Origin of the sequence: Chitinophaga sp. Ak27, from assembly GCF_012726295.1 — a bacterium.
In the GTDB taxonomy this organism is placed as follows: Bacteria; Bacteroidota; Bacteroidia; order Chitinophagales; family Chitinophagaceae; genus Chitinophaga.
The window spans coordinates 587,614-610,595 of record NZ_JABAOB010000002.1 but is presented as its reverse complement, the minus strand read 5'-3'; the positions used below and the strand labels follow the sequence as shown (position 1 = coordinate 610,595).

Genomic DNA, 22,982 nt, shown 5'->3' with positions numbered 1-22,982 from the left:
CCCGTAAGTAAATAATCGACTATTTAAGGTGAATGAAAGATGTATCCGATTTGATTTCGTTAAATTGTTCTCCTTTCCAAAATCTGACATCGTCCATGTTATACATTGGTTCATGATTGTTCCAAGGTCGATCTGTAGCTCGCCTGCCAAAACAATATTCAAAAAGAGCATCCTTAGCTTTCTCGTAATTGTTAAAGTTGATAAAACGAATTGCCCCATAATCAAATAATTTGATATTATTTGAGATGCTATCTTTCAAACCGAATAGATAATTGGCGCTATAAAAATACCTCGTAGTATCATCTCCGTAATATTCAATCTTTTCTTTATCAGTTTTTGTAATAAAAAGGATCACCATTCCTTTCTTGTCAGGAGCATACAGTATGGAATCTAGATAAATAGATGTAGCCTTAATGTTATAGGCTTTTTTGGCACTAAAAGGTCCAACGTTCTGCTCCAATATCTTATTTAATACACCTACTATATAAATACTATCCTCCGTATAGTCATTGGATGAAAAATACCTGTTGATATATTTATACTTTTCAGGAGTAGGCTTTGTATAACTATTACAAGACATACTTAAGAAGCATAACATAAAAAAACGCAAAACTGATGTATCTTTAACTACGATATTTTTCATTGTTTTACCCATTGACCATTAATTAATTTATAAGTTCCTTCTTCTAAATTTTGAATATTGTTAAAAAAGGTAAAAATGCTATGTTGTGTTTGAGTGGGATCTTCGACATAGGTGTTATTATCTCCATTTTCTCTATTCCAATCACTGTTTGGCGTAACTCCCTTCTGCTTTTGATCTGCAATTCTATCAAAGTCCCAAAATTTCCACCAAGGACTATGCTTCTTTCCATTATGTGTATATTGTTCTGTATGCACCTTAGGTTCTGCAGTTAAATCTCCTCCTTGATATGGATCAAAATCAAACTCGCTAATTCGCAATCCATTTGAAATTTCCGGATGTGCTTTTGCATACTCAACTATTGCCTTTACAAAACCTTTAGCATATGCTCCTCCCATACTATGGCTTACAATCTTTAAACTCTCATCGATTACACCTCCTGTCCTATGCAGGCTTAAAAGAATATTTCTTGCGTCTATCGCTCCCTGTTCATGACCAGCACTCATCCTATCACTTGCTAATCCATTATCATCCATAAAGAAGCCTGTGAATGGATTATAGTTATTCTGTATTGTATTACCCCAACCACCTAATGAACCATCATAATATCTAGCCGGTGAATTATCATTAAAGTGTTTTTGAACAGCAACATCAAATCTTTTTCCATTCGCGGGATTAGTCCAATACTTTGAAGAGCCCCCGTCAGATAAATTTTGGCCATTTATAAATATTACTAAATGTCCGTTTGGATCTATCGCATTTATTGGCGTATTAGCGGCATAAACATATGGTGCTGTATTAAAGTACAATTCTGCTTTGCCATCCTGCACATGCCACCTACCAATCTGGGCATCATACATCCTTGCCCCGAAATCATACCACTCAAGCCCTGAACCATCACTAAACTCTTTGCTCTGTAGCTCCTTCCCATTATATTTTAACCTATTTTCCGTATAGTTAGTTCCCTTCAATGCATTTGAACTTATCCCTGCCAGAGTCAGCCCAAATGGATAATAGTGTGTTTCCTCTAACAACGGTCCGGAATTAACCCCCAAAATGATGTTATCAAAGAACACGGGCTCTGCACTCTCATTACTGGTATATGCATACAAGAACCCCGTCTTTTTTATCACCATCTTATCCTGGCCCAGTGTCTGCAACTCATCTGGCGTTGCTTTCACCTGCTTTACCCCACTATTCTCTTCTACTAATTTAAACTCATCGTCGAAAAGTACAAAATTAAGATACGCTTTAGGACGATCTGTATTGGGTTGGTCTGGTTCCTTCTCTTTCAAACGACGATAGTCGTTGTTATAGAAATTACTGTTGAAGGGCGTCAATTGGTCTGATGCAGCCTCGCCGTGTGCGCCGTTATTCTGCCCCGTATTCCCACCGAACGCCTGCACCAGGTCCGCTACCATGTTTTCTGTAGAGGCTACGGCTGATTTACCTTCTTTAGGGCCATTCGACTTGTAAAACGCTTTGGCGCTCAGCTGAATGGTATCACCTGCCATTACGCGTAATACAATGGAAGGTCCGATTTTTTTACCAGTACCCGTGGCTGTAAGTTTTGCTACGGAGGCATTCTGTCCGGCACTTTCATCTGCCGGGTAACCTACTGGTTTATCGGTACGGGTATTATCAATATTGCTGAACAAAGCAGTTTCTGTAGCTGCTGCCGGGGCCTCCATGGTGGCGGCATACATGGTAAAGTCGGTTTGGTCCGTTAATACCATGCGCACATTACCTAAATGATCTTTTACGAAGTAATCGAAGGGGTATTGGGTAGCCTGTCCTGTTTTAAATATAGGCCGTATCCTGCCTTCTTCATGTGCCAGGAATTGCAGGGTGTCATTCTGGTAGGCAAAACCACCTATATAGTCAGTGACGGTCACTTTATCCGTGCTGGTAGTTTTATCCGTTACTATCTTTCTCCATTTTACGCCCGCAGCATCGTAGAGATATTTAATCCTTCCCTTGCCGGTGATTACGATGCTATCTGGCAGGTTCAGGTGGTTGTAGGTGATAGACGTGATGTTTTTGTTGAGGTCTTTGATCAGGTTACCATTGGCGTCATAATCATAATCATCGCCGCTATTGATACCGTTGATAAAATCTCCCAGTTTGGCGCTGGCAGTATTAGCCGTATCGGCTACGGCTGCCAGTTTGTTACTGGTGGTCCGGTAAGCATAAGTAAGACGGTCAATCATCGTCTTACCGGTACCCACCATCCCCATCTGGTTCATCGCCAGAATATTACCATTGGCATCATACCCCAAGTTACTCACAGAAAAATCTTTCTGATCAGCCGTCCAGTTGGTGCTGCCGCTATTCTGTTGAGAGAAGGGAGCCGACACCAGGCGATTTACCTTATCATAGTTATAGCCATAAGCACGCGCGATACCATCACTTTTGCTCTTCCAGGTACTTCCTGCAATATTACCACTGTATTGCAATGCAGTGAAACCAGAATCATACGCCAGCGTTTGACCGAACCAGTTAGCCGCACTTCCGGCGGTACTTGCATAAGCTTTATTGATACCAGTCAGCCAACCTCGAATATTATAATCGTAAGTCAGCGTTTCGAGCTGCGAACTAGCGGCAATGCCCAAACGCTTTGTTTTCAGCTGCCCCAACTCATCGTAGGTATTCACCGCAACGGTTTTATCCAGGGTAGAACTGGCATCATTAAGCCGTTTTTTAACACTGGTAAGCCTACCGGCAGCATCGTAGTGCAGCATCGTTAATACCGTGGTTTGCGGAGAAAGGCTACTACGGAGGTTTTTATGCCGCAGGTAAGTGCTGAGCACCTTCCCGTTAAAATCATACAGGCTGGTCACGATATCTAATCCACCATTAATGTTCTCTGCCAATACCTGGATCACCCGCCCCTTATCGTTATAACAATTGGTGGTAGTTAACCACTGCTGGGTACCTAATATTCTTACTTTGGTGCCGGTTACCAATCCCTTCGTCATGTTGCTGCGGGTAGCTGGCAGTGCTTCTGCATTAAGGCTACCATCTGCCTGCGGCTTAGCATTATCACTGCTCGCATAACTCTGTGCGCCAGAGAAGGTATAATCGTCATAGTAAGTATAAGTCAATGGCGTCAGCGAATCCGTTGGAATAGCCGATAACGTGCTGCTGGCAGCAACATTACCGCTACCGCTGGTAGCTGCCGGGTTAATCACCATATCAGTAGTGGCGCCTGCACCCGTATCAAATCCGTCCACTACGGCAATGCTGTTACTTGCCTGGTACAAAGGCTTCAAATCGAAGCTATCCAGGATCAGATCTGCCGGCACAGGGAAGCTATAAGCAATAGTCTGACTGCTGCTGCCGCTAACCCCATTCAAGGTAGTTTGTAAAGACTCACGGGTAGCGGTGGCATTTTTATATAAGGCAGTCATTATTGGCCGGTTTAACCCATCGTAAAAAGTAGCCAGCCAGTTTTTTCCTTTCATATTACCATCCCGGCTAAACGCCAACCTATCACGTACATCATATACCATTTCGGTAGAATCAGCGCCGGGTACTTTCTTTACCATCATGCGGTTGCGGCCATCATAGCGGTATATAAAACAAAGCTCTCCGGCTACAGCCGCACTGATCACCCAACTGCTGGCAAGAGCCGCCTCTACGGCTTTGGGAGGAATCACAAAACGAAGATTGCCCAGGTCATCATAGGCATAATAAGTACATAACCATCCCATATGCCCGGTACCCGGCGTGGCGGATAGCTGCACTTTCTTGAGCACCACCCGGTTTTCTTTGTCTTTGTACTCTACTACTTGATTGCCAGCTTCATCGATAGTTACATTCTTATATAACTGCCCTACTGCATATACGCGACCGGCAGCACTGGTAGGTATCACCTGTCCATTAGCGAAGTCCCATATTCTTACAGAGTCGCTGGCAGTATTCACGAGATACTGATTCTCTACATACTTATTTCCACCCCGTTCCACGCCAGCGGGGTTATTCTTCGCCCAACTGGCGCCAGGAGCATACGTTTTCAGCACCCGGTTTAAAGGTGAGGCCTCGAAATCAATATTGCCGTAATGCACTTTTTCACCCGGTGTTTGGGATAAGTAAAAGGCGTTTTGTGCATTAAATGGATCAGTTTTAAATTTTCCATCAGCGGTTCCGGGAGCTGCATAAGGCAAGTACTTCTGTTGCTCCCTTCCAAAAGCATCATATATAACCGGCACCACCAGGTCTTTACCTACCGGACTAACGGCTTTGGATACTGTTTGCAGCGGTCTTCCCAACCCATCAAAATATTGGGTGGTTTGGCGCACCTGGTCTACCGTCCGAGCAGCAGCTGCCACATACGCTGTATCAGAGGTAGCAACTGCGGGCTCCCAAGTACGTATATAATTAATAGAGGTATTCTTATAGGCCCCGGGCGTAGTAACCGGAGTTGCCAATGGACGAGATGTTGCGACTGGCGTTTGGGCTATTAGACGGCCACCTTGCAGCAGCACAAGTGTCAGTATATAGCTATTTATAAGTAGAATGCTTCTTTTCATAGATTTAATTTCAGGGTAACGGTAGTGAGCGAGGGGCCACAGCTATTTATTAACAAGGATATTCTATACCTTATAACGACAACCTTGCAAATGAATAAATGATAGCTTAACTAGGTTAAATAAATCAGCTGCCGCCTTTGCAGTATATAACTGGTAACATGACGTAATCAGATCTAAAGGGAACTAACGACAGGGTATTTCTTTTCATAAATATAGAGTAGTTCTAAAGGGTTAAAGGCAAAATGTAGCAGAATATAATTGTTCAATTACAGAAACGAATATACATACTATTTATCAAAAATTGAAGTCTCTAAGCCAAGCAAACATATTCCCATCAACAACCCGCCGGAGCCACATACTTATCTAGAAGAGTTTAGTGCGCGGTCTTCTTCTAGCCAATCAGGGATTGCAATTTCGCTTTTGTACTAAAAGCCTCAATGACCGCAATTACATGCGCTTTATCTTCCGGCAGCAAACCGTCAAATTGTTTTAATGCCAGAGGAACTTCACTTAAGTCAATCGCATCTTTGGGCGATCCATCAATAAGATGGTCTAACGAAACATTCAATGCTTTGGCCATCTTGGAGGCAACATCTATTGATGGGGTTATAGTCCCCCGTTCATACTTGCTCACGATATCGCCGCTCGTACCTATAAGCTCCCCGAGTTCTGTTTGTTTTAGCTTCCGATGCTTACGCAAAATGGTTACGCGTTCTCCAAAAGTCATAGCCTTTTATTGAATTATTAATAATAGCATTTTTTCTACTTTAAATCTATGAATAAGAAATATCAAAACAATTAGATTAAATATTTATATAATATAAAAATAGAAGAATAGCTCTAATTTCTGATTCAATTCTTGACAATAAAAGGACAAATAATGCCAATAAACGACTTATAAAACTTGTTTAAAACTAGAATTATGATTATATTTATGGAATAATAATTCCAATATGAAAAATACTAACAGAACTAGACATTTAACCGTACACTACATTCACCAGGAACGTACTTATGATTCAAAACGCGTTTCCTGTATTTCATTAACAGGCGTTTGGCTGGAGCATGCCGGCTTTATAGTTGGCGACAAAATAGCGGTGCACGTGGAAGATGACCGCATTATAATAAGTAAACTAAAACAAGATAGCCCCGTAATACCAGCAGAAACGCCAAATGAGAAAGCAACTATCCGCGAGATAGTACAACAATTTCGATAAGTAGTTAAACCCCTCTTTTATTGTTAACCCTAACAACCGGACGCCTGCGGGCGGGCCGAATCTATGATCTTTCCGCCCGCGGGGATCGGGTTGTTAACCAAACCATACTTTAATGAAAAAACTCCGCACTAATGAACAGAAAATGTTCGCTGAAAATCTTGTAAAATTATTTCCTCCGATGCCTTTATCAGATAATGAATTGCATGATACTTATACCAGGCTATGCAATTTCCCATTATACATCAAAGAGCATTTGCGCCGAGAACTTGGCTGGACAGAGTCTCTATTTTCACAACTAGTACTGCCAAACCTTGGTGGCAGAAATATGAAACCTACAGAAGAAGAAATGCAGAAGGCCCGTATAATTATTAAAACACAACTCTCCTACTTGGTGCAATACCTTGATATCTCACCGGGGCTTGTTTGCTCACTAAATAAAGGTGTTAGTAGTGGCGTATAGCCCTTCAGCCAGCCTGCCAAGTTTTTAACCCCTTCCCTTCATTTTTCAATTGTTATTCATGTTGAGTGTTTATACTGACACCTCCGTTATTGGAGGCTGTTTCGATATTGAATTCAAGGAATTCAGCCATGCATTGTTTGAGGAATTTAAAGTAGGAATAAAGTATCTTGTCATATCAGATCTGGTCATCTTAGAGCTGAAAGAGGCCCGCGAGGAAGTAACCCTAAAACTCGATGAAATACCGGAAAGATTTAAAACAGAGCATAAAAACACGCCGGAGGCCGTAGCATTGGCTGAAGCGTATATTGCTGGAGGAGCACTGAGCAATAAAAGTTTTAATGACGCCCTACATATTGCTATTGCTACACTAAGCAAAGCAGAAGTATTAGCAAGCTGGAATTTCAAGCATATTGTTAATTTAAACCGTATAAAATTGTATAATTCCATTAACTTACAGATGGGTTATCCAATCATTGAAATCAGAACACCACGAGAAATTTTAAAGGCTAACGACCATGAAAAAAGCTAAAAAATATGACGCAGTGGCTGAGGTCCGCAAGATTCGGGAAAAGTTAAGCGTAAAATACTGGAAACACCCGGATTTACTATTTCGTGACCTAAAAGCGGCCAGTGATAGCTATCATAGTGAGGCTAAAGCCCGCGCTGCTCACGGATAACATTTCTTACGGGCATAATATTGCCTGATAATCAACTATTCATTTTTATACTCTTTTTATCAATGCTACCTGCCTGCTCTGACGGGCAGGTAGTGTATTAATGGCTATTTGGGGTTGTTATTTGGAGGCAACGAGGCGTGAACGAAGCATTTTCCAATGTCGGATAAAAAGAAGGCCCGGGATGAACCCGGGCCTTCTTTTACGGCATTATTTGTATACATTTTACAGCTGCAAAGTACACCGTGCTGACCTGCTGACAGGCCAACTCCGGAAATTCCTGGGCAACTGGTTCCTGCTCATGTGAGGTAAGCAAACGGTTAGCACCATTGGTGCAATTGTAAATGGCCCAACAGGTAACAAACTTTTTGATGCAATACATAAAACGTAGGTTTTAAAATATGGTAAACAAACGGCCGCCGGGTGGCAGCTTTTAAAAGAAAAAAGGGAAAAAAAGAAAGCCCTCTCCGCACCCAGCGCTGGTGGATATACCAAAAGGAAACGGAATAAATGCGTGGGTGATATGGCCCGATGGCTTGATGACGCTGGTGCAGGATCTGGTGTTGAGCATATGTTATGAAGCTTTATGCCGTAGTCTTTTGGTATATCCACCTGGTGCTGGGTATTTTGCTTTCTTCTTTTTCGCTTTTTTCATTTAAATGCTGTCCCATTATGATCTCCGCCTTATTCTCCTCGTTCAACTCCCAGCTGTTGATCAGGGTACAAACGTTGGGCAGCTATAATCTCCCGCTAAATAGGATTACTGTCGCCCCGCCCCCGCCGCCCTTCCACCCCCGGCCGCTGCGGCGGCAGCCAGAGCGCAGGCCCTGGAGCGCAGCGGAAGGGCCAAGCGAGGGCGAGCCGCAGCTGGCCGCGCCTTCGACCTATGTCTGGCCGGGAGCGCCAGCGGACGGCAAAATCAAAAATGAAAGGCCGGGGGTGGCGGGCGGGGGGCGGACAAAATGGGCAGCGGAGGGATGGCGGGCATAAAGGCCTCCAATTGGAAAAACAGCCCTTAGCCAGACCGGGAGCTGCCCGAACGAAGGCGGAGGGAGCGCGAAAAGGGTGACAGGACGGAGCGCAGCCCCTGTAGCGCAGCGGAAGGGGCAAGCGAGGGCCTGGCGCCCTTTTTGCCGACTGACGCCGCAGTGAGACCTTTTAACCCATATTAAGCCGATCTCTAAAAGCTATACCCTATAAATAATAATATTCGTATTGATCAACGCAAGTTTATTTAATACTTACCTCCTTATATCACCTTCATACAGACGGTATTAAACTCAAAAAGTATTTCAGTATGATTATTTTTTTCTATATTGAGTATCTAATCCCTAAAAGCAACCAAAATTCCCTTTATGAGTATACTCAAAGAACTTCCTTATAAATTTCCCTCTCGGGATAGTATAAATACCCTACCTCAAGTAGTCATTCTAAAACTTTTACCATTAAAATAAAATTTGAATGTGGCTAAAAATTGTATTTGACGAAGAAGAATTTTCAAAATGGCCTAAAAACAATGTATATCCCAATGTTTCCATCAGCTTCGAGAAGACAGCACCAATATCCAATGACAACAAAACTTTCAGGATTAGTCCACTTTTTCCATTAGCAAAAGAAATAAATATCACTTCTATTGGTAATACATCTATACACTTTTTTGAATTTCAAAATAGCTATCGCATATTAGGTTTAATTGAGAAAAGAGGCACCAAAGAATTGATAAGCAGTACTTATTTTTCTATAGGATTAGCATCTGTAATCTTAATCACTGATGACACGAAAATTATCTCTGAATTCGAAGATATCATAAGCAATAAGGCAATCGGCAGTGAGATTTGGAAAATAGAAAATGGGAAGATCCAATCAATAGCCTATCCAATAGATAAAGGAGAACTGCCCACAGGAGAAATTAATAATTTCCCAAATTACGATTGCTTACAACTTACTGAACGTGCGATTATCGACGAGTTTATTGTTACAATTAATTTACTTAACGCTAAACTTCAACGTCAAATGCCATCAGAAGTTGATAAAATCAACAAGCTAATTCAAAATGTAGTTATTTTAATTAGTGAATTGGTTTACATTACAGAATTGACTGGTTCCATCCCACCCAGCCTTAGTGAATATTCCCAAGCTCACCTTCAGGACAAACGGCTAAATCTATTAATAAGGCATCAAAACCTAGACCGAATCATTCAAATCAACTCGGCATTATCTTATGTGTCTACCCAAGCATTTTCCGGATCAATCCCAATATTAGAAAGAAGGAGCCTAATTCGTCGAAATAGTTTATTAGGCATAGGTAGTGCTATTTTAGCTTTAAATAACATTGCCCGATTCATAGAGCACTGCTTCTCCCGCGTAGAGTTTAGCGACGTGATAATTAATCTAATGAAAATTGCACCGGGGCTAAGTGGGACAGAGGACTTACCTAACTACGATTCAAATCAATGGATAAAAAGCTCCATTACAGCGTTGGCAAATTCTCAAAAAAATGAAGAACCATATTTCAAACTGCCATATTTCAGCGGCAGACTTGGATTCAGAGAAACAGAATATTCTATTGCAGCAGCTATACAATCTATAACGAGTGGAGCAAGTCTAGAATGGAGCTTAATGACAGTAACTCATGAAATGCTACACGGTCACGTAAGGAAACTAATTTCAGCAATTTTCTATGGGGATGACAGTAGAAACGTAGATCAGCTTCGCATTGACTTCTTCAATCGTTTTATCAACAAATATAATAAACGTCTCAGTGACGAAAAGCTAATTGATTCGATAAGAGCAGTAATTTTTATATATTGCTGTAGAACCCTTACCCATGGTTCACTATCAGCGAAGGTAGACGAAAAATCGAACAAGCTTGCTTTAAAAATACCTAAAGACTCCAATGAGCTTTGGAATATACTCGAAAATGAAAACAGAAATATAAATGAGATTTTTGTTCACATTTTGGATCTAAACTACTTTTATGCAAGTCGACTATCAGTTTACATTCCTCTAATTTGGTGCTCTTGGGTTGCTGTCCCTCACATAAACAGCGACCTAAGACAATATATACTAAGAAGCCTATTGACAATAGCATCAACAATGAAAGGAGAGTGCTATCCACGCTTCTATCAATCAGTAGACAAATTGAAAGAATTGTTAAACCAATACACCGATACAAAATTAAATAGTCCGGTAATAATTTCTGTACTAAAGATCCTCGATGATGAAACTATACTAAAAACTCAGTATTTTCATTCATTCAATGCCTCATTAATTATTGTAGACCTAGTTACACAAATATTTATATCAAATGGGGTTAGAAGTGCAATATTCAATGATGAATTCGTTAAATGGGAAGAAATAGACAACCAAGAAGAAGCCTCAGAAAAAACATTTAAATACAATATTCCAGAAGGATTTAATGATGAAAAAATATTATCGCCTGTTTCCTATCTTCTTGACAAGATGATTAAAGAGTTAACAGGAGGAACCACTTTGGATGATCTAGAAAGAGAAACATCTTTACAATTTTTGGCTCTAAATTCAAACACATAGTTTATGGAAAATAAGTCGGTTTACTTTGATCTTATTTCTGGCCAACGCTACTTTCATCTTATTGCATTGAAAGTAGAGTCCGATTATTCTCCTGACCTCTTCTGGAAGGATTCAGGCTTCTCCAGCAAAAGGAAAAAGATTCGCTCTCACGACTTCAACGAGTTTACTGTTGATCAAAGTCGAATAATAACAGAAACCTCATATTATAACGGAGAAATTGATTATTCAATAAATAAAAACGGTGAACCACCTTTTCAATACGATCTGTTTGTAATCCAACTTAAAAAGTCTGGCATCCTGGTAATAGGTTTTCCATTTAAGCAATTGGCTAAGTTCATAGTTAAAAATTTGTTTGAATCCTCAATCATAAAATCAAAAGGTAGTTTTGCAAAAGCGACTATTAATAAATTGATTAAAATAAACCACGAAAATGACTTTGTTTATAAGTTATATTCTAGTCATTTCTCATCAATAGACTTAACATTAACTGGAGAAACAAATATTACTTCAATCAATTTAGATGGAGAACAACCTCTAGAGTCATGGCTATATAAAAAGACATTTAAAGACCTGATAGAACGTGACGAATGCAAACTCGAAAAATGTGCTCTAAGATTCACAACATATAATGCAGATAACTCAGAAATACCTAAAACGAAGTCAATAATCCATGTAGATCACTATGGAAACTATAAGCTCTATATTCATGGAAATGGTAATAACATTTTTACAATACCTCACATGTTTAACCTGTTGAAAAAGCAACGCTGTCTTGACTACACATTCACTAATCCAATTGGGAATATAAATGAAAAGTAACCACTTTACAGAACTACTCGATAAAGACAACTCTATTGATTTCTTAGCCCACAAACTTAAGGAAGGAGAATTAGTTCTGTTTCTGGGATCAGGTACATCTATGGGGTTTGGTTTACCAAATTGGTTAACTCTAGTTAATTTGCTACGTGAGGAAGTTAACCTTCCACCTCTTGATAAAAATAGTACTGCAGACATGATGCAAACTGCTGTGGATGAAGTCGAAGAGGTACTGGAACAAACTGAATTAATCCGTTTAATTCAGAAATACTTATATATGAACTTTGATTCATTGTCCCTCGATAAAGTGTTGAACAACCATCTATTAGTAGCAGTTTCTGCCTTGTTAATGGGAAGCAAGAGAGGACACGTGACAAGAGTCGTGACTCTAAACTATGACAATATGTTAGAGTGGTTTTTAAGTCTTTTTGGATTTGTTGTTAAAACCGTATACAAACTACCGCAACTAGAAGGTTCTGAGGACGTACGAATTTACCATCCTCACGGCTTTATCCCTAATCCACTCTCTAGCGAAAGTAGTAGCGACTTTGTAATACTGAGCATGGATTCTGTAGACTCAAGATTAGGGGATGAGAACAATGCCTGGTTCGAAATGACTAGACATATGTTAAGCACGGGGATTTGCTTATTTATTGGAATGTCGGCTAATACATTATCTGATAGAGCCCTATCACCTTTGCTTGTCAATGTGGGCAAGAAAACATGGACCGAGCGCCCTCTAGGTATATGGATCATAAAAGATCCAATAATAGACAGTAAAAAACAAGAATTTTTAAGAAAAAATATAATCCCACAATGCATTGAAAATGAAGAACAAATAGTTGATTATATTTTGAAAATATCACAAAGAGCATCTCAAGTATAATTTTTTTCAATTTTTTATTTATTTTTAATTAAATTTGCTGCCCCTAATACATTATATTATAATAATCATGGACTCCTCTAGCATCACAAGAAAATTTGAAAGGCTTCTCTTTAAAGGTGTGCCTGAACAACCTGAGTCTACTTGGGAACGCAATGGGTATGATAATGTATTCATGAGACAAAGCGGTAAATCTCATACACCCTCTATTTCAACTACAGAAGACAATGTTGATATCGTGGGATATTTTATTTATAATGATGAGAATCAAACTGAAATATTCCAAAGGTGTGATTTATCCAAGTAATTATGTCTATTCAAATTTATCAAGATAACTAAAAAAGCTGGAAGACATTTTCCGGCTTTTTTTATATTAAAATTCATAACTGGACTCATTGTTACCCGGAATAAAACTACTCACAAACCTAGTCCAGACTCATACCAGAATAGTAGTTTAAGTCCGCGCTATTAAACCTAATCAAACATTTAAAAATTAAGGTTGGGTAAAGGCCAAGGAACAGTCCTATAACCCTCTATTGTCTCAAACAAAGTGGTCATATAACCATGATAAACTACCGGTATCTTGGGAAGCTTTTCTAATACATAAGATAGCTCAATATTCGACAATATCACATTCGCTTTTTCCGGCTCATACAACAGAGGATCTCGTTCACTAAGGTATATCCAATGAAGCGCCAACGTCTCACTAAAAATCGTTGATAACATCTGCAGTCGCTCCATTGCAGCAACCCCACTCGAATCCTCAAGAGAAGTATTCGTAACCAGTAGCGTCATTAGATGGGTCGCTATCGACCTTGCTGCATACTTTGACTGAAATGCACCATAGAAATAACAACGACACTCAAAGCACAGTGTTTTGAATACGCTGAATAGCCTTTTCCAATTTCCTTCGTCAGCGGCCAAAATCGAAAGCTGCAACATCTGTAATGTTACATGAACACCCGAGTCATAGATCTCTCTAAACCATATAGCATATACATCTTTAGTTTTGTTTAAGTAGTGAGGTAAAGACACAATGATGTTCTGTAGGTAGTCCGTCAACAGTACACAGAGCGCATTGCAAGTTGCACTATTAACTGATAACAACGGTGCCATACCTGAATATCTCCATAACCAACTTCCGATTGCTGGTAGTTCGGTGGTAAATGACTTTACAGACTTAACTATTTCATTATCTTGTCCCTCAGTTGTAAACTGCGGTCCAATATACTGATCAAACACCGACAACAAAACAGGTAGAAATCCCCCCATAATCCTACTCCTATGATTGGGAATATGGATCTGCATAAATAAATACTTACCAATGTCCATCCATCGTTTTTGTATAAACAATTCAAATACTCTACGAGTATACCAATCTACCTCAAGTGCCTGGGGTTTCATCATTACAACTTCCCAAAATATAGCCTCCTGTGGAAACTTCTCTAAAAAGGCGACAAATGATGACTCAGACATCATGACATCAATGGGAAACTCAAATACGCCCACACGCACATCAGGTGACATGCATGAAACCAATGACAAAGTAGGAATTGACTCTTTCCACCAGCGTAACAATCGGGATAGCATTCTTGTGGGATTCTCGTGCTGATCCACGTACTGTATATAACGAAATAGATTTTCATATTCCTTATAACCGTAGATTTCAACATCTCTAGATTTACCAAAGTGATAATACTTGTTTAGCAGATCTATTAAAATGCTACACATTTTCACACGTCTTTCTGTTGGAATCAAATCGGCGAGAGTCCGCTGATAATTAAAGATACTATCATTAGATACAAAGTCAATCGTCTGAAGAAAATACAAAATTGATAACATGCCGCCATCCTCATACTCGTTCTTGGCAATAATATTTGAAAGTAAGCGCTGTAGTAGCTTATAACTCTCCATATTATCGTCATTCTCATTTATAACATAGAAATTGCCAATCTCCATTGGATTTGGTCGATAAGGATCTCTCCAACTTTCCTTAACTATCCAGCCGCCAGGCAAAAGTCCATCTGCAAATGCACTTTTCGGCCACTCCAGATCAATTGTCTCCGACTTAATCACAGATTCAATAAGGTTGGTAAAACCATCATGTAGTAAAACTATTTCCGCCATTCTTTATTTGTTATACAAGCTTCCCAAATATTATTAAAAGCCTCATGGGCCGCACGAGCAGCATCTTCTGTATAAATAGTCACCGAAACATCCTTATCTCGAATATCAGCCAAGCTGGGACCTATATGCACCCCTTTAAACTTTCCTTCATAGCAATGTACAATAAAACGATCATGTAGCCCCATAGAGCAATACTTTGTATCAATATATTTGCATACCTGGATATTGGGATTTCCTGGCAAATTATTACTGGTCAGTGAATACGGTGGGAATGCTGATTTTTTGATAATTCCATCAACAGGCATCCTAGTTATAATCTGAAAATTTGTGCCAGGAGTACACAGGTCAGCCATCAGCCAGCTCCAAATACTTGCCTCAATTTCTGACTTAACTAAAGGCTCTTGTATGGAAGCCACAACGTCTAAATAAGGATCCATAATATAATATGCATCGCCGCCTGTCGGAAAAAGTTCTAATGCAATGAAGTCCTTCACATCTTCCATCTTATCAGCCGCGGGGCCACGGAAATAATAATGTGAATGATCGAAGTATTTACCCATCAAATTAATTTTGTGCGTGGCAGATCTTTTATCCGATTTTCGATTTTTGAAATTTGTTTATATGCCTCAATCTCCTCAAGCCGCTTTATGGAAAACTCTTTTTGCTCAAAGCTACCATTAACACTATTAGAAACATGATAACAACGTCTATTGGCTTCCAATAGCCCAAATCAATAGCGATCATGAAATGAGCCCTTTGTAAAAACCATTTCGAACCGATCCAATTGTTTGTCGGGCCAGCTTTTGAATGTACCTTGAATAAGTGCAGCTAGCATCTGATAACGTCGCTCGAAATCCGTCTGACTACCTTCTACATAACTATTTGCCCTTCCCCAATTTCCCACTAGAGTAATCTCTCGTAAAACACCTTTACCAATAGCCGTAATCAATGCATTAAAGAACAGCCTCTGACCAGTAGAAGCGAACGTCCATTTTTTGTCAACTTCTTTCAAATCTCCTAGAAAATATGGATCACTTATAACAATAGATCTACCCAACGACAACAATACGGATGCTATTTTATCACTCAACTCGATCTCTGCCTGCGTTGCATCAGGATACAGTGTATAATCCCAATTTAAGGCATCCACAGGCGGACTAGTTTCGCCACTCCCATTTTCCAACAGTATGATTTGTCGACCAAACAAGTCGGTGAGTATAGTTCTCGCCACATGGTCAGAAAAAGTCATATTTTGAATTATAAAGTAGTTTTCACCAAAAGTTGGTCGCCCGGTCTTCCTGTTAATAACCAGATACCTCCCCTTTCCATAAGTTTCCTCAACGGAAATCTCCCACCTTCCAGTTACAGGGTCAATATCCGCCTTTCCAATACTCTCGCTGCCGTCCTTAAATTGAATATTGACATAATGATCTGTACGAAATACCTTGTCAGATTGGATAAATCCTGTAATTTTTTTATCCAAAGCTGTGTTCTTTGATTCCGCCATTTGAAAGAAAATCTCTTTGGGCTCATAAACAGCTATGATTTTTTCCTTCAGATATTCGTATAACTTATTTTCCCCTAACAAACCTGACGGATATATAGGTTTAATATCTTGATGATATTCTGTACCATCAATAAACCGACAGTTAGTATGTTCATCCACTAAAAATGAAATTGACGGATCAAAGTCCGTCTGATAATACAATACAGCGGGGGGGGTGGATGGATTCACTCCAGGAATTCGCGCCAGTAATTCGTCGTCCGATTGGGACACTCGGTTGTATTGATTTATTTGAAAGGTTACAGATGTTCCTTTTAACGTAACCATAGTCCAGCTTTGGTCACACATTAGCTGATCGAAAACAATTTTAATTTCAGGGCTCTTGCCAATTGCCAGCCATTGACGTATTTTCCTCTCGGTCCACAACTGTTGCGCCTTTCCATCTTCACCCCGCCCTTTGTACCAGTGTATTGCTTCCGGGGGCTTCTCATGGATCTCTTTGACATACATAAAGAAGATATGTTCGATACCTTCTACCTCAATTGATAGTATTGACAATAATGACGAGTTCACATCCATTCTATAGACAATTTTTGAACTTTCTATGATGTACAGGTTGGCACCCATTGCCTCCTAATCACATCAAGCTAAAGCGTGTAAATGAAGATGGCAAATTTTTGCCTAACTAACGCACAGCTTTAATAAATAGGTGACTATTTCCATGTCAACGCATGAATAAACAAAACATTAAAGCTTTAACACAATATAAATATTTCCCATCAATACCGACAATCTCCATCAATACAATTTTAGTTTATCATTTGGCTTGTTGCAATTCCCCAATACGATATAGGGTCAGAGATTTTCGATAATCGGGTACCTTACGCATTAAGGGCTGATAATGCCATAAACAATTGCATGCAATTAGATTATCATCTTTTATCAGTAGTGTTGGAAGCAAATGCAATAAGGTTAAACATCGCTCTCATCCTGCTCCTCAACCTATTCCCATACACCTCCTCTAGCTCTTGGCTGTTCAAATTCGTTGTCAAGTGAGTGAGCATCTTATTGGAGATAAACAAGTCATACCGTGACAGCAGTATCTCCCCCATCACATTACAGTTGTTTCCCCAGTAGTTCACTGTCTGCTCAACTCCCAGGTCATCAAAGCAATGCACCCGCGGCACATTGGTATACGGGAAAAAGGCATTGGTACTATACCGGCTGATAACATCGTAACCAATTCTGCTGAACTCAAAGCTGATCTGCCGGCAGGAAACCATATGCGGCCGGTATGACTCCGGCGCCAGGGCTCTCATAAGCGTCATAAGGGAGGTTTTACCGCATCCAATCTTACCGGTAAGGAGTATCCCTTTCTGCAAGTCGATCCCTTCGGCAGCGGCTATTGCTTCATCCTGCAGGAAGTAGGCCAGTAGCTTGACCACCACCGGCCGGTCCAGATCATCGAGCCAGAACCGGGGACCGTAGATATTCTTTCCATGTTCCTCCAGCTGTTGGAAGAGCTGATAGTAATCATAGGGGCTCTGAGTAGCTTTTGTCTTCATTGGTGTGGAGCCTTCCTGCCCCGGTTGATGGTCTGATATGTTTGTCATGATGTTTGGGTTTGGGTGGGTGAATGTTGAGTATCCATTTGTGGGTGGCGGCCTGCCAGTCGGTGATCAGCGTTTTGCCGCCTTGTAGCCAGCCGTTGGCCTGGTAGTGGTGGAAGAATTTGCCGGCTTCCACCTCCGGGTACCGGCAGGCGGCAAAGAATTCCTGCACCTCGGGCAGCGAAGGAAGAATCCGCGCGGCGCCGGCTGAATTTTCCGCGCTGGGTGCATCCGGATCGTGCGGGAGGTTTTCAGTTTCATTTTTATTTTTTTTTGTTGGGGGCGAGAGCCTGTTTTCTCCCCCACGTTTACTATTGTTTATATGTTTATTAAAGTGGCCCACTTTTGGGCCTGTATGTGGCCCAGTTTTAGGCCATGTGTCAGGCCCATTATTGGGCCTCATGTGTGGCCCAGTTTTGAGCAGGTCATGTGGCTCACTTTGGGGCCTCATGGGGGCGGCCTTTTTATCCTGAAACAGAAACAGCTGTTCAGGGTGAGGATCGGCGATAAAATCGGCCAGGGGAATGATGGACACGTAGCTGGCGGCGTAAGCCTGCCGCGCCTGCGCGTAGATAATGTAACGGCAATGGTCCAGGTGCTTCAGGCACCGTACATAGGTGCTCCGGGAGCCGATGCAGGAAAGGCTCATGATTTCTTCGCGCAGGATGGGAAAGGGATTCTGGAAACGGTGATGATTCCAGACCTGAAACAATGCCAGGTACAGGCTTACATGATTGGCCTGTAAGCGGGTTTCTTTCCGCACCTGTGCGAAGAAAGCATTGAGATGTTTGATGTAGTTGGTATGAGCTGCTGGCGCCGGCATCAGGAACGCTTAACGGTTTTCCGGGTACCTTCCATCAGCTGGAGAATGTCGTCGTAGTCGTAGAAGATTAAGCCGCCGATTTTGGTGAAGGACAGCGTACCGTTTATACGCATGTTTTGAAGGGTGCCGGGAGAGATGCCCAGCATGTCGCGGACTTCGTAAGTTTTAAGCCATTTTTTGGGTTGGAGGGCCGGGGCGCTGACGAGCTCCCGTAGTTCCCGGAACAATTCTGTTTTGAAGATCGCCAGATCTTCGCGTGTGAGGATTTCTGCTGCCATATGGTTTGGGTTTGTTTGTTATGGCAGCAAAAGAAAAATTATTACTCACGCAAGAATAGTTACAGGGGTTTTACAACCCCTTGTAACTATTTGATTATCAAAGGAAATAATTTGATATAATTATTTTCGCAATATTAGAATCGGTGCATGATAGGTAAAATCAGAACTGTTGCAGGAAACAATCCGCTATCAGGCAGGCGACTACATTTAAGCCTTTATGCGATTGATTGACCAACTTCATGAGGAGATCGCGTACAGACTTTGACACGGCGGCATTGTCGTTGTAGAAATTGTTTCGGAGGCTGCTGGAAGAAATACTATCCTGCTTAACGGAGGTGAAGAAATAGGAAAAGAAGTCCAGGACTTCCGCCCTATTCTTGTTTACATAAATACCGCTATCCAGCAACAACTTTAGAATATGGCCGATTTGCGGGACCGAAAAATTGGTTTGCACTTTAAAGTCCTTCCAGCGGCTTAACTCCTCCGGCAAGTGCGCTCCACCTGATGTGGCGTTGATTTCCTTGTGGTAAACAATTTCTTCTGCCAGCCACGATTGCATTTTATGTTGCAGCGGAGGACGTTGGGAATTGAATACAAACGCAGGTTTCTGGGTGGCCTGGCTAATCTTCTTCTGGAGAAACATCAGCCTTTCCAGCTTTTCCCGGAAGGTGGGAAATGTTGTTAGGTCTTCGGTGATCATAATACACCAGTATTCAAAATAGTGTACGTTGTTGAAATTAATAAACAGTAACAGCTCGTGCAGCTTTTGCGGAAATACTGCCTGCTCTCCACTGACATCGAGTAACTGAAATAACCGTTTGTTCATTTCTGTTAGATAGTGCAGCTGCTGGTAAGTGATTGGGGAACTGGTATGGATGCTCTTTGTTAGTTGCAGAAAGGGCATGAATACAACATTTTGCAACTGCTCGTCTACGCCGGAGGATAGGAAGCCAGCTTTCAGCAGCTCTACATCTTCCCGGAATTTCGCCTGGGCTTTTAACAAGTAGGATGGTGGAACCTTACAGTTAATGTCGAGGTACCGTTCAAATTTTTGTTCAAGGTGTGTCAGTAGTTCAGCCAGATGGAGGTAGAGAATTTTGTAAAGGTTTGACCAGGTATTTTTTACTGCGGGCTTGGCGTCATCGACAAGACTTTCTGCCGGCAGGCTTTTGGCTACGCTGGTCATCAGTGTGACCAGCTGTCGCTGGCTTTGTTGTATGAACCATTCTATCTGCTTCTCCTTTCGGAGGTCGTACAAATGGTTGCCGGTGCATTCCAGGATCTTGTTTTTTTCGTTGATGATGTCCTTAATGGCTTGTGTGTAGAACGGTTCGTCAGGGTGTTTTTGTTCGGTTGATGCTTGTTGCAGGTCAACGTGAATAAATTTTTCAAAAAAGGATAATGGGTAATACTGCTGCATATTATTGGTTTTAAAATGTGCGCGAGTATGGATTTGGTTGCGTAATGGTCATTCATAAATCACATGATCGGGGTCTGGGGTTGTGATACACTAAGTATCAACAGGGTTTGCAATAAAACATATTGGGTAAGAACAAGATGTTAACGAGTTGTTAATCAGATATTTACCAAAACAGACGGGCCTTTCAGCCTATCTGCCTTGATAAGTTAGATTCACGCTATAGCCTTGCTCAGCATGGATTCCGGCAATTTGAGATTAAACCGGTGCTTCAATATCTGCATGTCTTCACTAACCTTATCAGCTACTATCATAGCATATGATCTACGTGGTGCGTATGGATTTATGCCCCAACATGCCTCTTAAGAATATCATTTGTCCTGTTTAATATTTAGGGGTGTTTTATTGATCGATTCTGGCAGTATTCTAATAGTCAACTGTTGCAGTTCAGTTAATATTTGAAGAAAGGTTGAAATAATAGCAATAGGATCTTCCTTTTTAAAGTCTGCCACCGTTGAATAATAATCAACGAAATTTGTATGAATATGACCTGCAATTTTATTTCGAACTGAAGCTAATCTTGAAGAATAGTTGGTTTTGAACTTTTTAAACCCATTTGTAAAATTCTTAAAATCTACAATTAAAAGTGGATGATCTTCTGTAATTAGTTTATTCAACAATTTGTTATATTCTTTGTCATAGTGCGTAATTGTTTCGTATATGGTGAGATACCCCTGTTTAACATAGAATATCTTTAACCAATCAATATTTGCTGCACTATTTATCCCCCTACAAACTGTCATTAAATCTAGTATCGATATCGTTGTAAGCGCACTAATTTGGTATAGAAGATTTATTTCGTCACGAAGGGTATGTCTTTGTGATGCGTTTCTTTTAGAAATAGGACCAGAAAAATCTACATCGCTCGTTACCATTAAGTGAAGCTTGTCCAGCATATCTGTAAAAAACATAATCCCTTCTTCAGTTTCTTTATTTAACCATTGTGAACTTTTGTTTTCCAATCTTTTTAAATTTTAACCCAATTTAATAAATTAAGTTTTTAATCAGATACTTACCAAAGCAGACGGGCCTTCCAGCCTGTCTGCTTTGATAAGTCAGATTCACGCTACAGCCTTGCTCAGCATGGATTCCGGCAATTTGAGGCTAAACCGGTGCTTTAATACCTGCATATCTTCACTAACCTTACTAGCCACTATCTTAGCATAGATCTGTGTGGTGCGTATGGATTTATGCCCCAGCATTGCGCTGACTGTTTCCAGCGGTACGCCGTTGGCCAGCGTTACGGTGGTGGCAAATGTATGCCGCGCCGTGTGAGTGGTGAGGTTCTTCCGAATGCCACAGAGGTCAGATATTTCTTTGAGGTACCCGTTAAAACGTTGATTGCTTTTGATGGGCAACAGTACATTGTTGGCTACACAATGCGGATGCTCACGGTACTTCCGCAGGATCTCTTTAGCTAACGGTAACAGGGGAACGTTTTCGCGACACCAGGTCTTTTCTCTATTCTTCACGATCCAGTCTTCGCCATCGAAGTATTTAGCGATACTGTCGGGAGTAAGTAGCTGTGCATCTTTATAGGCATAGCCGGTGAGCGTCATGAACACATAGGCGTCTTTTGCTTCCTGCAGGCGGGGAATGGAAAATTCTTTGTGATACAGTGTACTAAGTTCTGCAACGGTAAGTATATCCCGCTCCGGGTTGATATAGGAACATACATAATCCTGCAAGGGGTTACACTGTAACCATTTCCGCTGGACCGCCAGTTTTAACAGCTGCTTGGTATTCTTCAGGTATTTCATGGCGGTGTTGTCCTGGATACCTTCTCTCAATGTAAGATAGTCGAAGAAATCTTCAGCGAAGGAAAACTCAATTCTTTCAAGCGGGATATCTTTCATTTTGAGAACACCGGAAAGAAAAGCTGTGATCTTATCCTTTGTGGTGAGCCATTTTTTGTAGGTGCTATTTTCCCGCTTTCCCTTATCTACCTTTTCTTTGAACTTCCCGTTGTGAAAATCTACGACCTGCAGCAAGGTTTGTTTTTCCTGATGAACGCCCAGGTAAGCGTTTTTGATCATGGTGGGTGTAACGGTTGATCCCTGCTTCTTCAACAGGTTGTAGTGCCTGAGCAGCTCACCTCTAACGTGCTGAATTTGGTTGTTGATTTCAATAACCTCCGCAGATCTGCCAATTACAGCACTGCTTCTTTTATCAAATTTGGAAGGGTCAACCTGATAGCCGATAGAAAAGCCATCTTTAGGTAATCCGGTAACAGTCATACGAACGCAGATGGTTGCTTTGCCGCTGGGGTTCATGGTGTCGTACCGGAGATAAAAGAGGATTGATAAATCTTGACTTACTTTCATAGTCTACTAAGTTTTGGTTACCGATTTTTGGTGTTGTTTGGTGATTTTTAGTTTGGTTTGCAAGT

Annotated in this window: 21 protein-coding genes; 8 read left to right on the top strand and 13 right to left on the bottom strand. The window is 41.0% G+C overall.

Annotated elements, in window-relative coordinates; genetic code table 11:
• Nucleotides 1-19: 19 nt before the first annotated feature.
• The 3 genes from HGH90_RS10260 to HGH90_RS10250 all read right to left on the bottom strand — a co-directional run bounded on the left by HGH90_RS10260 (nucleotide 20) and on the right by HGH90_RS10250 (nucleotide 5,899).
• Entirely contained in the window at nucleotides 20-643 is a 624-nt protein-coding gene (locus HGH90_RS10260) for a hypothetical protein (protein WP_168767500.1), read from the bottom strand.
• Nucleotides 640-5,172, bottom strand: coding sequence for a DUF6443 domain-containing protein (locus HGH90_RS10255; protein ID WP_169191014.1), 4,533 nt, complete (start codon nucleotides 5,170-5,172; stop codon nucleotides 640-642). The genes HGH90_RS10260 and HGH90_RS10255 overlap by 4 nt, the downstream gene beginning before the upstream one ends.
• 391 nt (nucleotides 5,173-5,563) lie before the next feature.
• Complete coding sequence (locus tag HGH90_RS10250) at nucleotides 5,564-5,899, bottom strand: helix-turn-helix domain-containing protein (protein WP_168764064.1); 336 nt, start codon at nucleotides 5,897-5,899, stop codon at nucleotides 5,564-5,566.
• Between the two features lie 226 nt (nucleotides 5,900-6,125).
• Here HGH90_RS10250 and HGH90_RS10245 point away from each other — a divergent pair, with 226 nt between their 5' ends.
• The 4 genes from HGH90_RS10245 to HGH90_RS10230 all read left to right on the top strand — a co-directional run bounded on the left by HGH90_RS10245 (nucleotide 6,126) and on the right by HGH90_RS10230 (nucleotide 7,526).
• On the top strand, nucleotides 6,126-6,389 hold the full coding sequence (locus tag HGH90_RS10245; RefSeq protein ID WP_169191013.1) for a SymE family type I addiction module toxin: 264 nt from the start codon (nucleotides 6,126-6,128) through the stop codon (nucleotides 6,387-6,389).
• A gap of 112 nt (nucleotides 6,390-6,501) precedes the next feature.
• Nucleotides 6,502-6,849 (top strand): hypothetical protein, encoded by a 348-nt coding sequence (locus tag HGH90_RS10240; RefSeq protein ID WP_168764066.1) that lies wholly within the window; start codon nucleotides 6,502-6,504, stop codon nucleotides 6,847-6,849.
• Between the two features lie 58 nt (nucleotides 6,850-6,907).
• Complete coding sequence (locus tag HGH90_RS10235) at nucleotides 6,908-7,378, top strand: type II toxin-antitoxin system VapC family toxin (RefSeq protein ID WP_168764067.1); 471 nt, start codon at nucleotides 6,908-6,910, stop codon at nucleotides 7,376-7,378.
• On the top strand, nucleotides 7,365-7,526 hold the full coding sequence (locus HGH90_RS10230) for a hypothetical protein (RefSeq protein ID WP_168764068.1): 162 nt from the start codon (nucleotides 7,365-7,367) through the stop codon (nucleotides 7,524-7,526). The genes HGH90_RS10235 and HGH90_RS10230 overlap by 14 nt, the downstream gene beginning before the upstream one ends.
• A gap of 199 nt (nucleotides 7,527-7,725) precedes the next feature.
• Here HGH90_RS10230 and HGH90_RS10225 read toward each other — a convergent pair whose 3' ends face one another.
• The gene (locus HGH90_RS10225) at nucleotides 7,726-7,905 is read right to left on the bottom strand and encodes a hypothetical protein (protein WP_169191012.1); all 180 of its coding nucleotides are present in this window, start codon (nucleotides 7,903-7,905) and stop codon (nucleotides 7,726-7,728) included.
• A 1,079-nt stretch (nucleotides 7,906-8,984) separates the two neighbouring features.
• Here HGH90_RS10225 and HGH90_RS10220 point away from each other — a divergent pair.
• From HGH90_RS10220 to HGH90_RS10205, 4 genes are all read left to right on the top strand, one after another.
• Nucleotides 8,985-11,075 (top strand): hypothetical protein, encoded by a 2,091-nt coding sequence (locus HGH90_RS10220; protein ID WP_169191011.1) that lies wholly within the window; start codon nucleotides 8,985-8,987, stop codon nucleotides 11,073-11,075.
• Between the two features lie 3 nt (nucleotides 11,076-11,078).
• Nucleotides 11,079-11,894: a hypothetical protein gene (locus HGH90_RS10215; protein ID WP_169191010.1), complete on the top strand. Its 816-nt coding sequence runs from the start codon at nucleotides 11,079-11,081 to the stop codon at nucleotides 11,892-11,894.
• The gene (locus tag HGH90_RS10210) at nucleotides 11,884-12,777 is read left to right on the top strand and encodes an SIR2 family protein (protein WP_169191009.1); all 894 of its coding nucleotides are present in this window, start codon (nucleotides 11,884-11,886) and stop codon (nucleotides 12,775-12,777) included. The genes HGH90_RS10215 and HGH90_RS10210 overlap by 11 nt, the downstream gene beginning before the upstream one ends.
• A gap of 67 nt (nucleotides 12,778-12,844) precedes the next feature.
• Nucleotides 12,845-13,081 carry a hypothetical protein gene (locus tag HGH90_RS10205; RefSeq protein WP_169191008.1) on the top strand — a complete coding sequence of 79 codons (237 nt, stop codon included), beginning with the start codon at nucleotides 12,845-12,847 and terminating at the stop codon, nucleotides 13,079-13,081.
• Between the two features lie 179 nt (nucleotides 13,082-13,260).
• On the opposite strand, the gene HGH90_RS10200 is transcribed toward HGH90_RS10205, so the two are convergent.
• From HGH90_RS10200 to HGH90_RS10160, 9 genes are all read right to left on the bottom strand, one after another.
• Nucleotides 13,261-14,901 carry a hypothetical protein gene (locus HGH90_RS10200; protein WP_169191007.1) on the bottom strand — a complete coding sequence of 547 codons (1,641 nt, stop codon included), beginning with the start codon at nucleotides 14,899-14,901 and terminating at the stop codon, nucleotides 13,261-13,263.
• Complete coding sequence (locus HGH90_RS10195) at nucleotides 14,889-15,461, bottom strand: hypothetical protein (RefSeq protein ID WP_169191006.1); 573 nt, start codon at nucleotides 15,459-15,461, stop codon at nucleotides 14,889-14,891. The genes HGH90_RS10200 and HGH90_RS10195 overlap by 13 nt, the downstream gene beginning before the upstream one ends.
• 170 nt (nucleotides 15,462-15,631) lie before the next feature.
• Nucleotides 15,632-16,984: a hypothetical protein gene (locus tag HGH90_RS10190; protein ID WP_169191005.1), complete on the bottom strand. Its 1,353-nt coding sequence runs from the start codon at nucleotides 16,982-16,984 to the stop codon at nucleotides 15,632-15,634.
• A 353-nt stretch (nucleotides 16,985-17,337) separates the two neighbouring features.
• Nucleotides 17,338-18,018 carry a hypothetical protein gene (locus HGH90_RS10185; RefSeq protein WP_211172609.1) on the bottom strand — a complete coding sequence of 227 codons (681 nt, stop codon included), beginning with the start codon at nucleotides 18,016-18,018 and terminating at the stop codon, nucleotides 17,338-17,340.
• Nucleotides 17,939-18,838: a hypothetical protein gene (locus HGH90_RS10180; protein WP_169191004.1), complete on the bottom strand. Its 900-nt coding sequence runs from the start codon at nucleotides 18,836-18,838 to the stop codon at nucleotides 17,939-17,941. The genes HGH90_RS10185 and HGH90_RS10180 overlap by 80 nt, the downstream gene beginning before the upstream one ends.
• The gene (locus HGH90_RS10175; protein WP_169191003.1) at nucleotides 18,838-19,116 is read right to left on the bottom strand and encodes a helix-turn-helix domain-containing protein; all 279 of its coding nucleotides are present in this window, start codon (nucleotides 19,114-19,116) and stop codon (nucleotides 18,838-18,840) included. The genes HGH90_RS10180 and HGH90_RS10175 overlap by 1 nt, the downstream gene beginning before the upstream one ends.
• Before the next feature lie 160 nt (nucleotides 19,117-19,276).
• Nucleotides 19,277-20,536, bottom strand: coding sequence for a hypothetical protein (locus HGH90_RS10170; protein ID WP_169191002.1), 1,260 nt, complete (start codon nucleotides 20,534-20,536; stop codon nucleotides 19,277-19,279).
• 368 nt (nucleotides 20,537-20,904) lie between these two features.
• Complete coding sequence (locus HGH90_RS10165) at nucleotides 20,905-21,555, bottom strand: hypothetical protein (protein ID WP_169191001.1); 651 nt, start codon at nucleotides 21,553-21,555, stop codon at nucleotides 20,905-20,907.
• Nucleotides 21,556-21,654: 99 nt separating this feature from the next.
• On the bottom strand, nucleotides 21,655-22,917 hold the full coding sequence (locus tag HGH90_RS10160; protein WP_169191000.1) for a site-specific integrase: 1,263 nt from the start codon (nucleotides 22,915-22,917) through the stop codon (nucleotides 21,655-21,657).
• Nucleotides 22,918-22,982: the final 65 nt, after the last annotated feature.

What these genes read in the sequence shown, in the direction of transcription:
- HGH90_RS10235 (WP_168764067.1), top strand. Translation starts at nt 6,908, where the DNA reads ATGTTGAGTGTTTATACTGACACCTCCGTTATTGGAGGCTGTTTCGAT.
- HGH90_RS10170 (WP_169191002.1), bottom strand. Translation starts at nt 20,536, where the DNA reads ATGCAGCAGTATTACCCATTATCCTTTTTTGAAAAATTTATTCACGTT.
- HGH90_RS10250 (WP_168764064.1), bottom strand. Translation starts at nt 5,899, where the DNA reads ATGACTTTTGGAGAACGCGTAACCATTTTGCGTAAGCATCGGAAGCTA.
- HGH90_RS10190 (WP_169191005.1), bottom strand. Translation starts at nt 16,984, where the DNA reads ATGGATGTGAACTCGTCATTATTGTCAATACTATCAATTGAGGTAGAA.
- HGH90_RS10185 (WP_211172609.1), bottom strand. Translation starts at nt 18,018, where the DNA reads ATGACAAACATATCAGACCATCAACCGGGGCAGGAAGGCTCCACACCA.
- HGH90_RS10195 (WP_169191006.1), bottom strand. Translation starts at nt 15,461, where the DNA reads ATGGGTAAATACTTCGATCATTCACATTATTATTTCCGTGGCCCCGCG.
- HGH90_RS10240 (WP_168764066.1), top strand. Translation starts at nt 6,502, where the DNA reads ATGAAAAAACTCCGCACTAATGAACAGAAAATGTTCGCTGAAAATCTT.
- HGH90_RS10255 (WP_169191014.1), bottom strand. Translation starts at nt 5,172, where the DNA reads ATGAAAAGAAGCATTCTACTTATAAATAGCTATATACTGACACTTGTG.
- HGH90_RS10225 (WP_169191012.1), bottom strand. Translation starts at nt 7,905, where the DNA reads ATGTATTGCATCAAAAAGTTTGTTACCTGTTGGGCCATTTACAATTGC.
- HGH90_RS10215 (WP_169191010.1), top strand. Translation starts at nt 11,079, where the DNA reads ATGGAAAATAAGTCGGTTTACTTTGATCTTATTTCTGGCCAACGCTAC.
- HGH90_RS10230 (WP_168764068.1), top strand. Translation starts at nt 7,365, where the DNA reads ATGAAAAAAGCTAAAAAATATGACGCAGTGGCTGAGGTCCGCAAGATT.
- HGH90_RS10245 (WP_169191013.1), top strand. Translation starts at nt 6,126, where the DNA reads ATGAAAAATACTAACAGAACTAGACATTTAACCGTACACTACATTCAC.
- HGH90_RS10180 (WP_169191004.1), bottom strand. Translation starts at nt 18,838, where the DNA reads ATGCCGGCGCCAGCAGCTCATACCAACTACATCAAACATCTCAATGCT.
- HGH90_RS10200 (WP_169191007.1), bottom strand. Translation starts at nt 14,901, where the DNA reads ATGGCGGAAATAGTTTTACTACATGATGGTTTTACCAACCTTATTGAA.
- HGH90_RS10210 (WP_169191009.1), top strand. Translation starts at nt 11,884, where the DNA reads ATGAAAAGTAACCACTTTACAGAACTACTCGATAAAGACAACTCTATT.
- HGH90_RS10175 (WP_169191003.1), bottom strand. Translation starts at nt 19,116, where the DNA reads ATGGCAGCAGAAATCCTCACACGCGAAGATCTGGCGATCTTCAAAACA.
- HGH90_RS10205 (WP_169191008.1), top strand. Translation starts at nt 12,845, where the DNA reads ATGGACTCCTCTAGCATCACAAGAAAATTTGAAAGGCTTCTCTTTAAA.
- HGH90_RS10220 (WP_169191011.1), top strand. Translation starts at nt 8,985, where the DNA reads ATGTGGCTAAAAATTGTATTTGACGAAGAAGAATTTTCAAAATGGCCT.
- HGH90_RS10260 (WP_168767500.1), bottom strand. Translation starts at nt 643, where the DNA reads ATGAAAAATATCGTAGTTAAAGATACATCAGTTTTGCGTTTTTTTATG.
- HGH90_RS10160 (WP_169191000.1), bottom strand. Translation starts at nt 22,917, where the DNA reads ATGAAAGTAAGTCAAGATTTATCAATCCTCTTTTATCTCCGGTACGAC.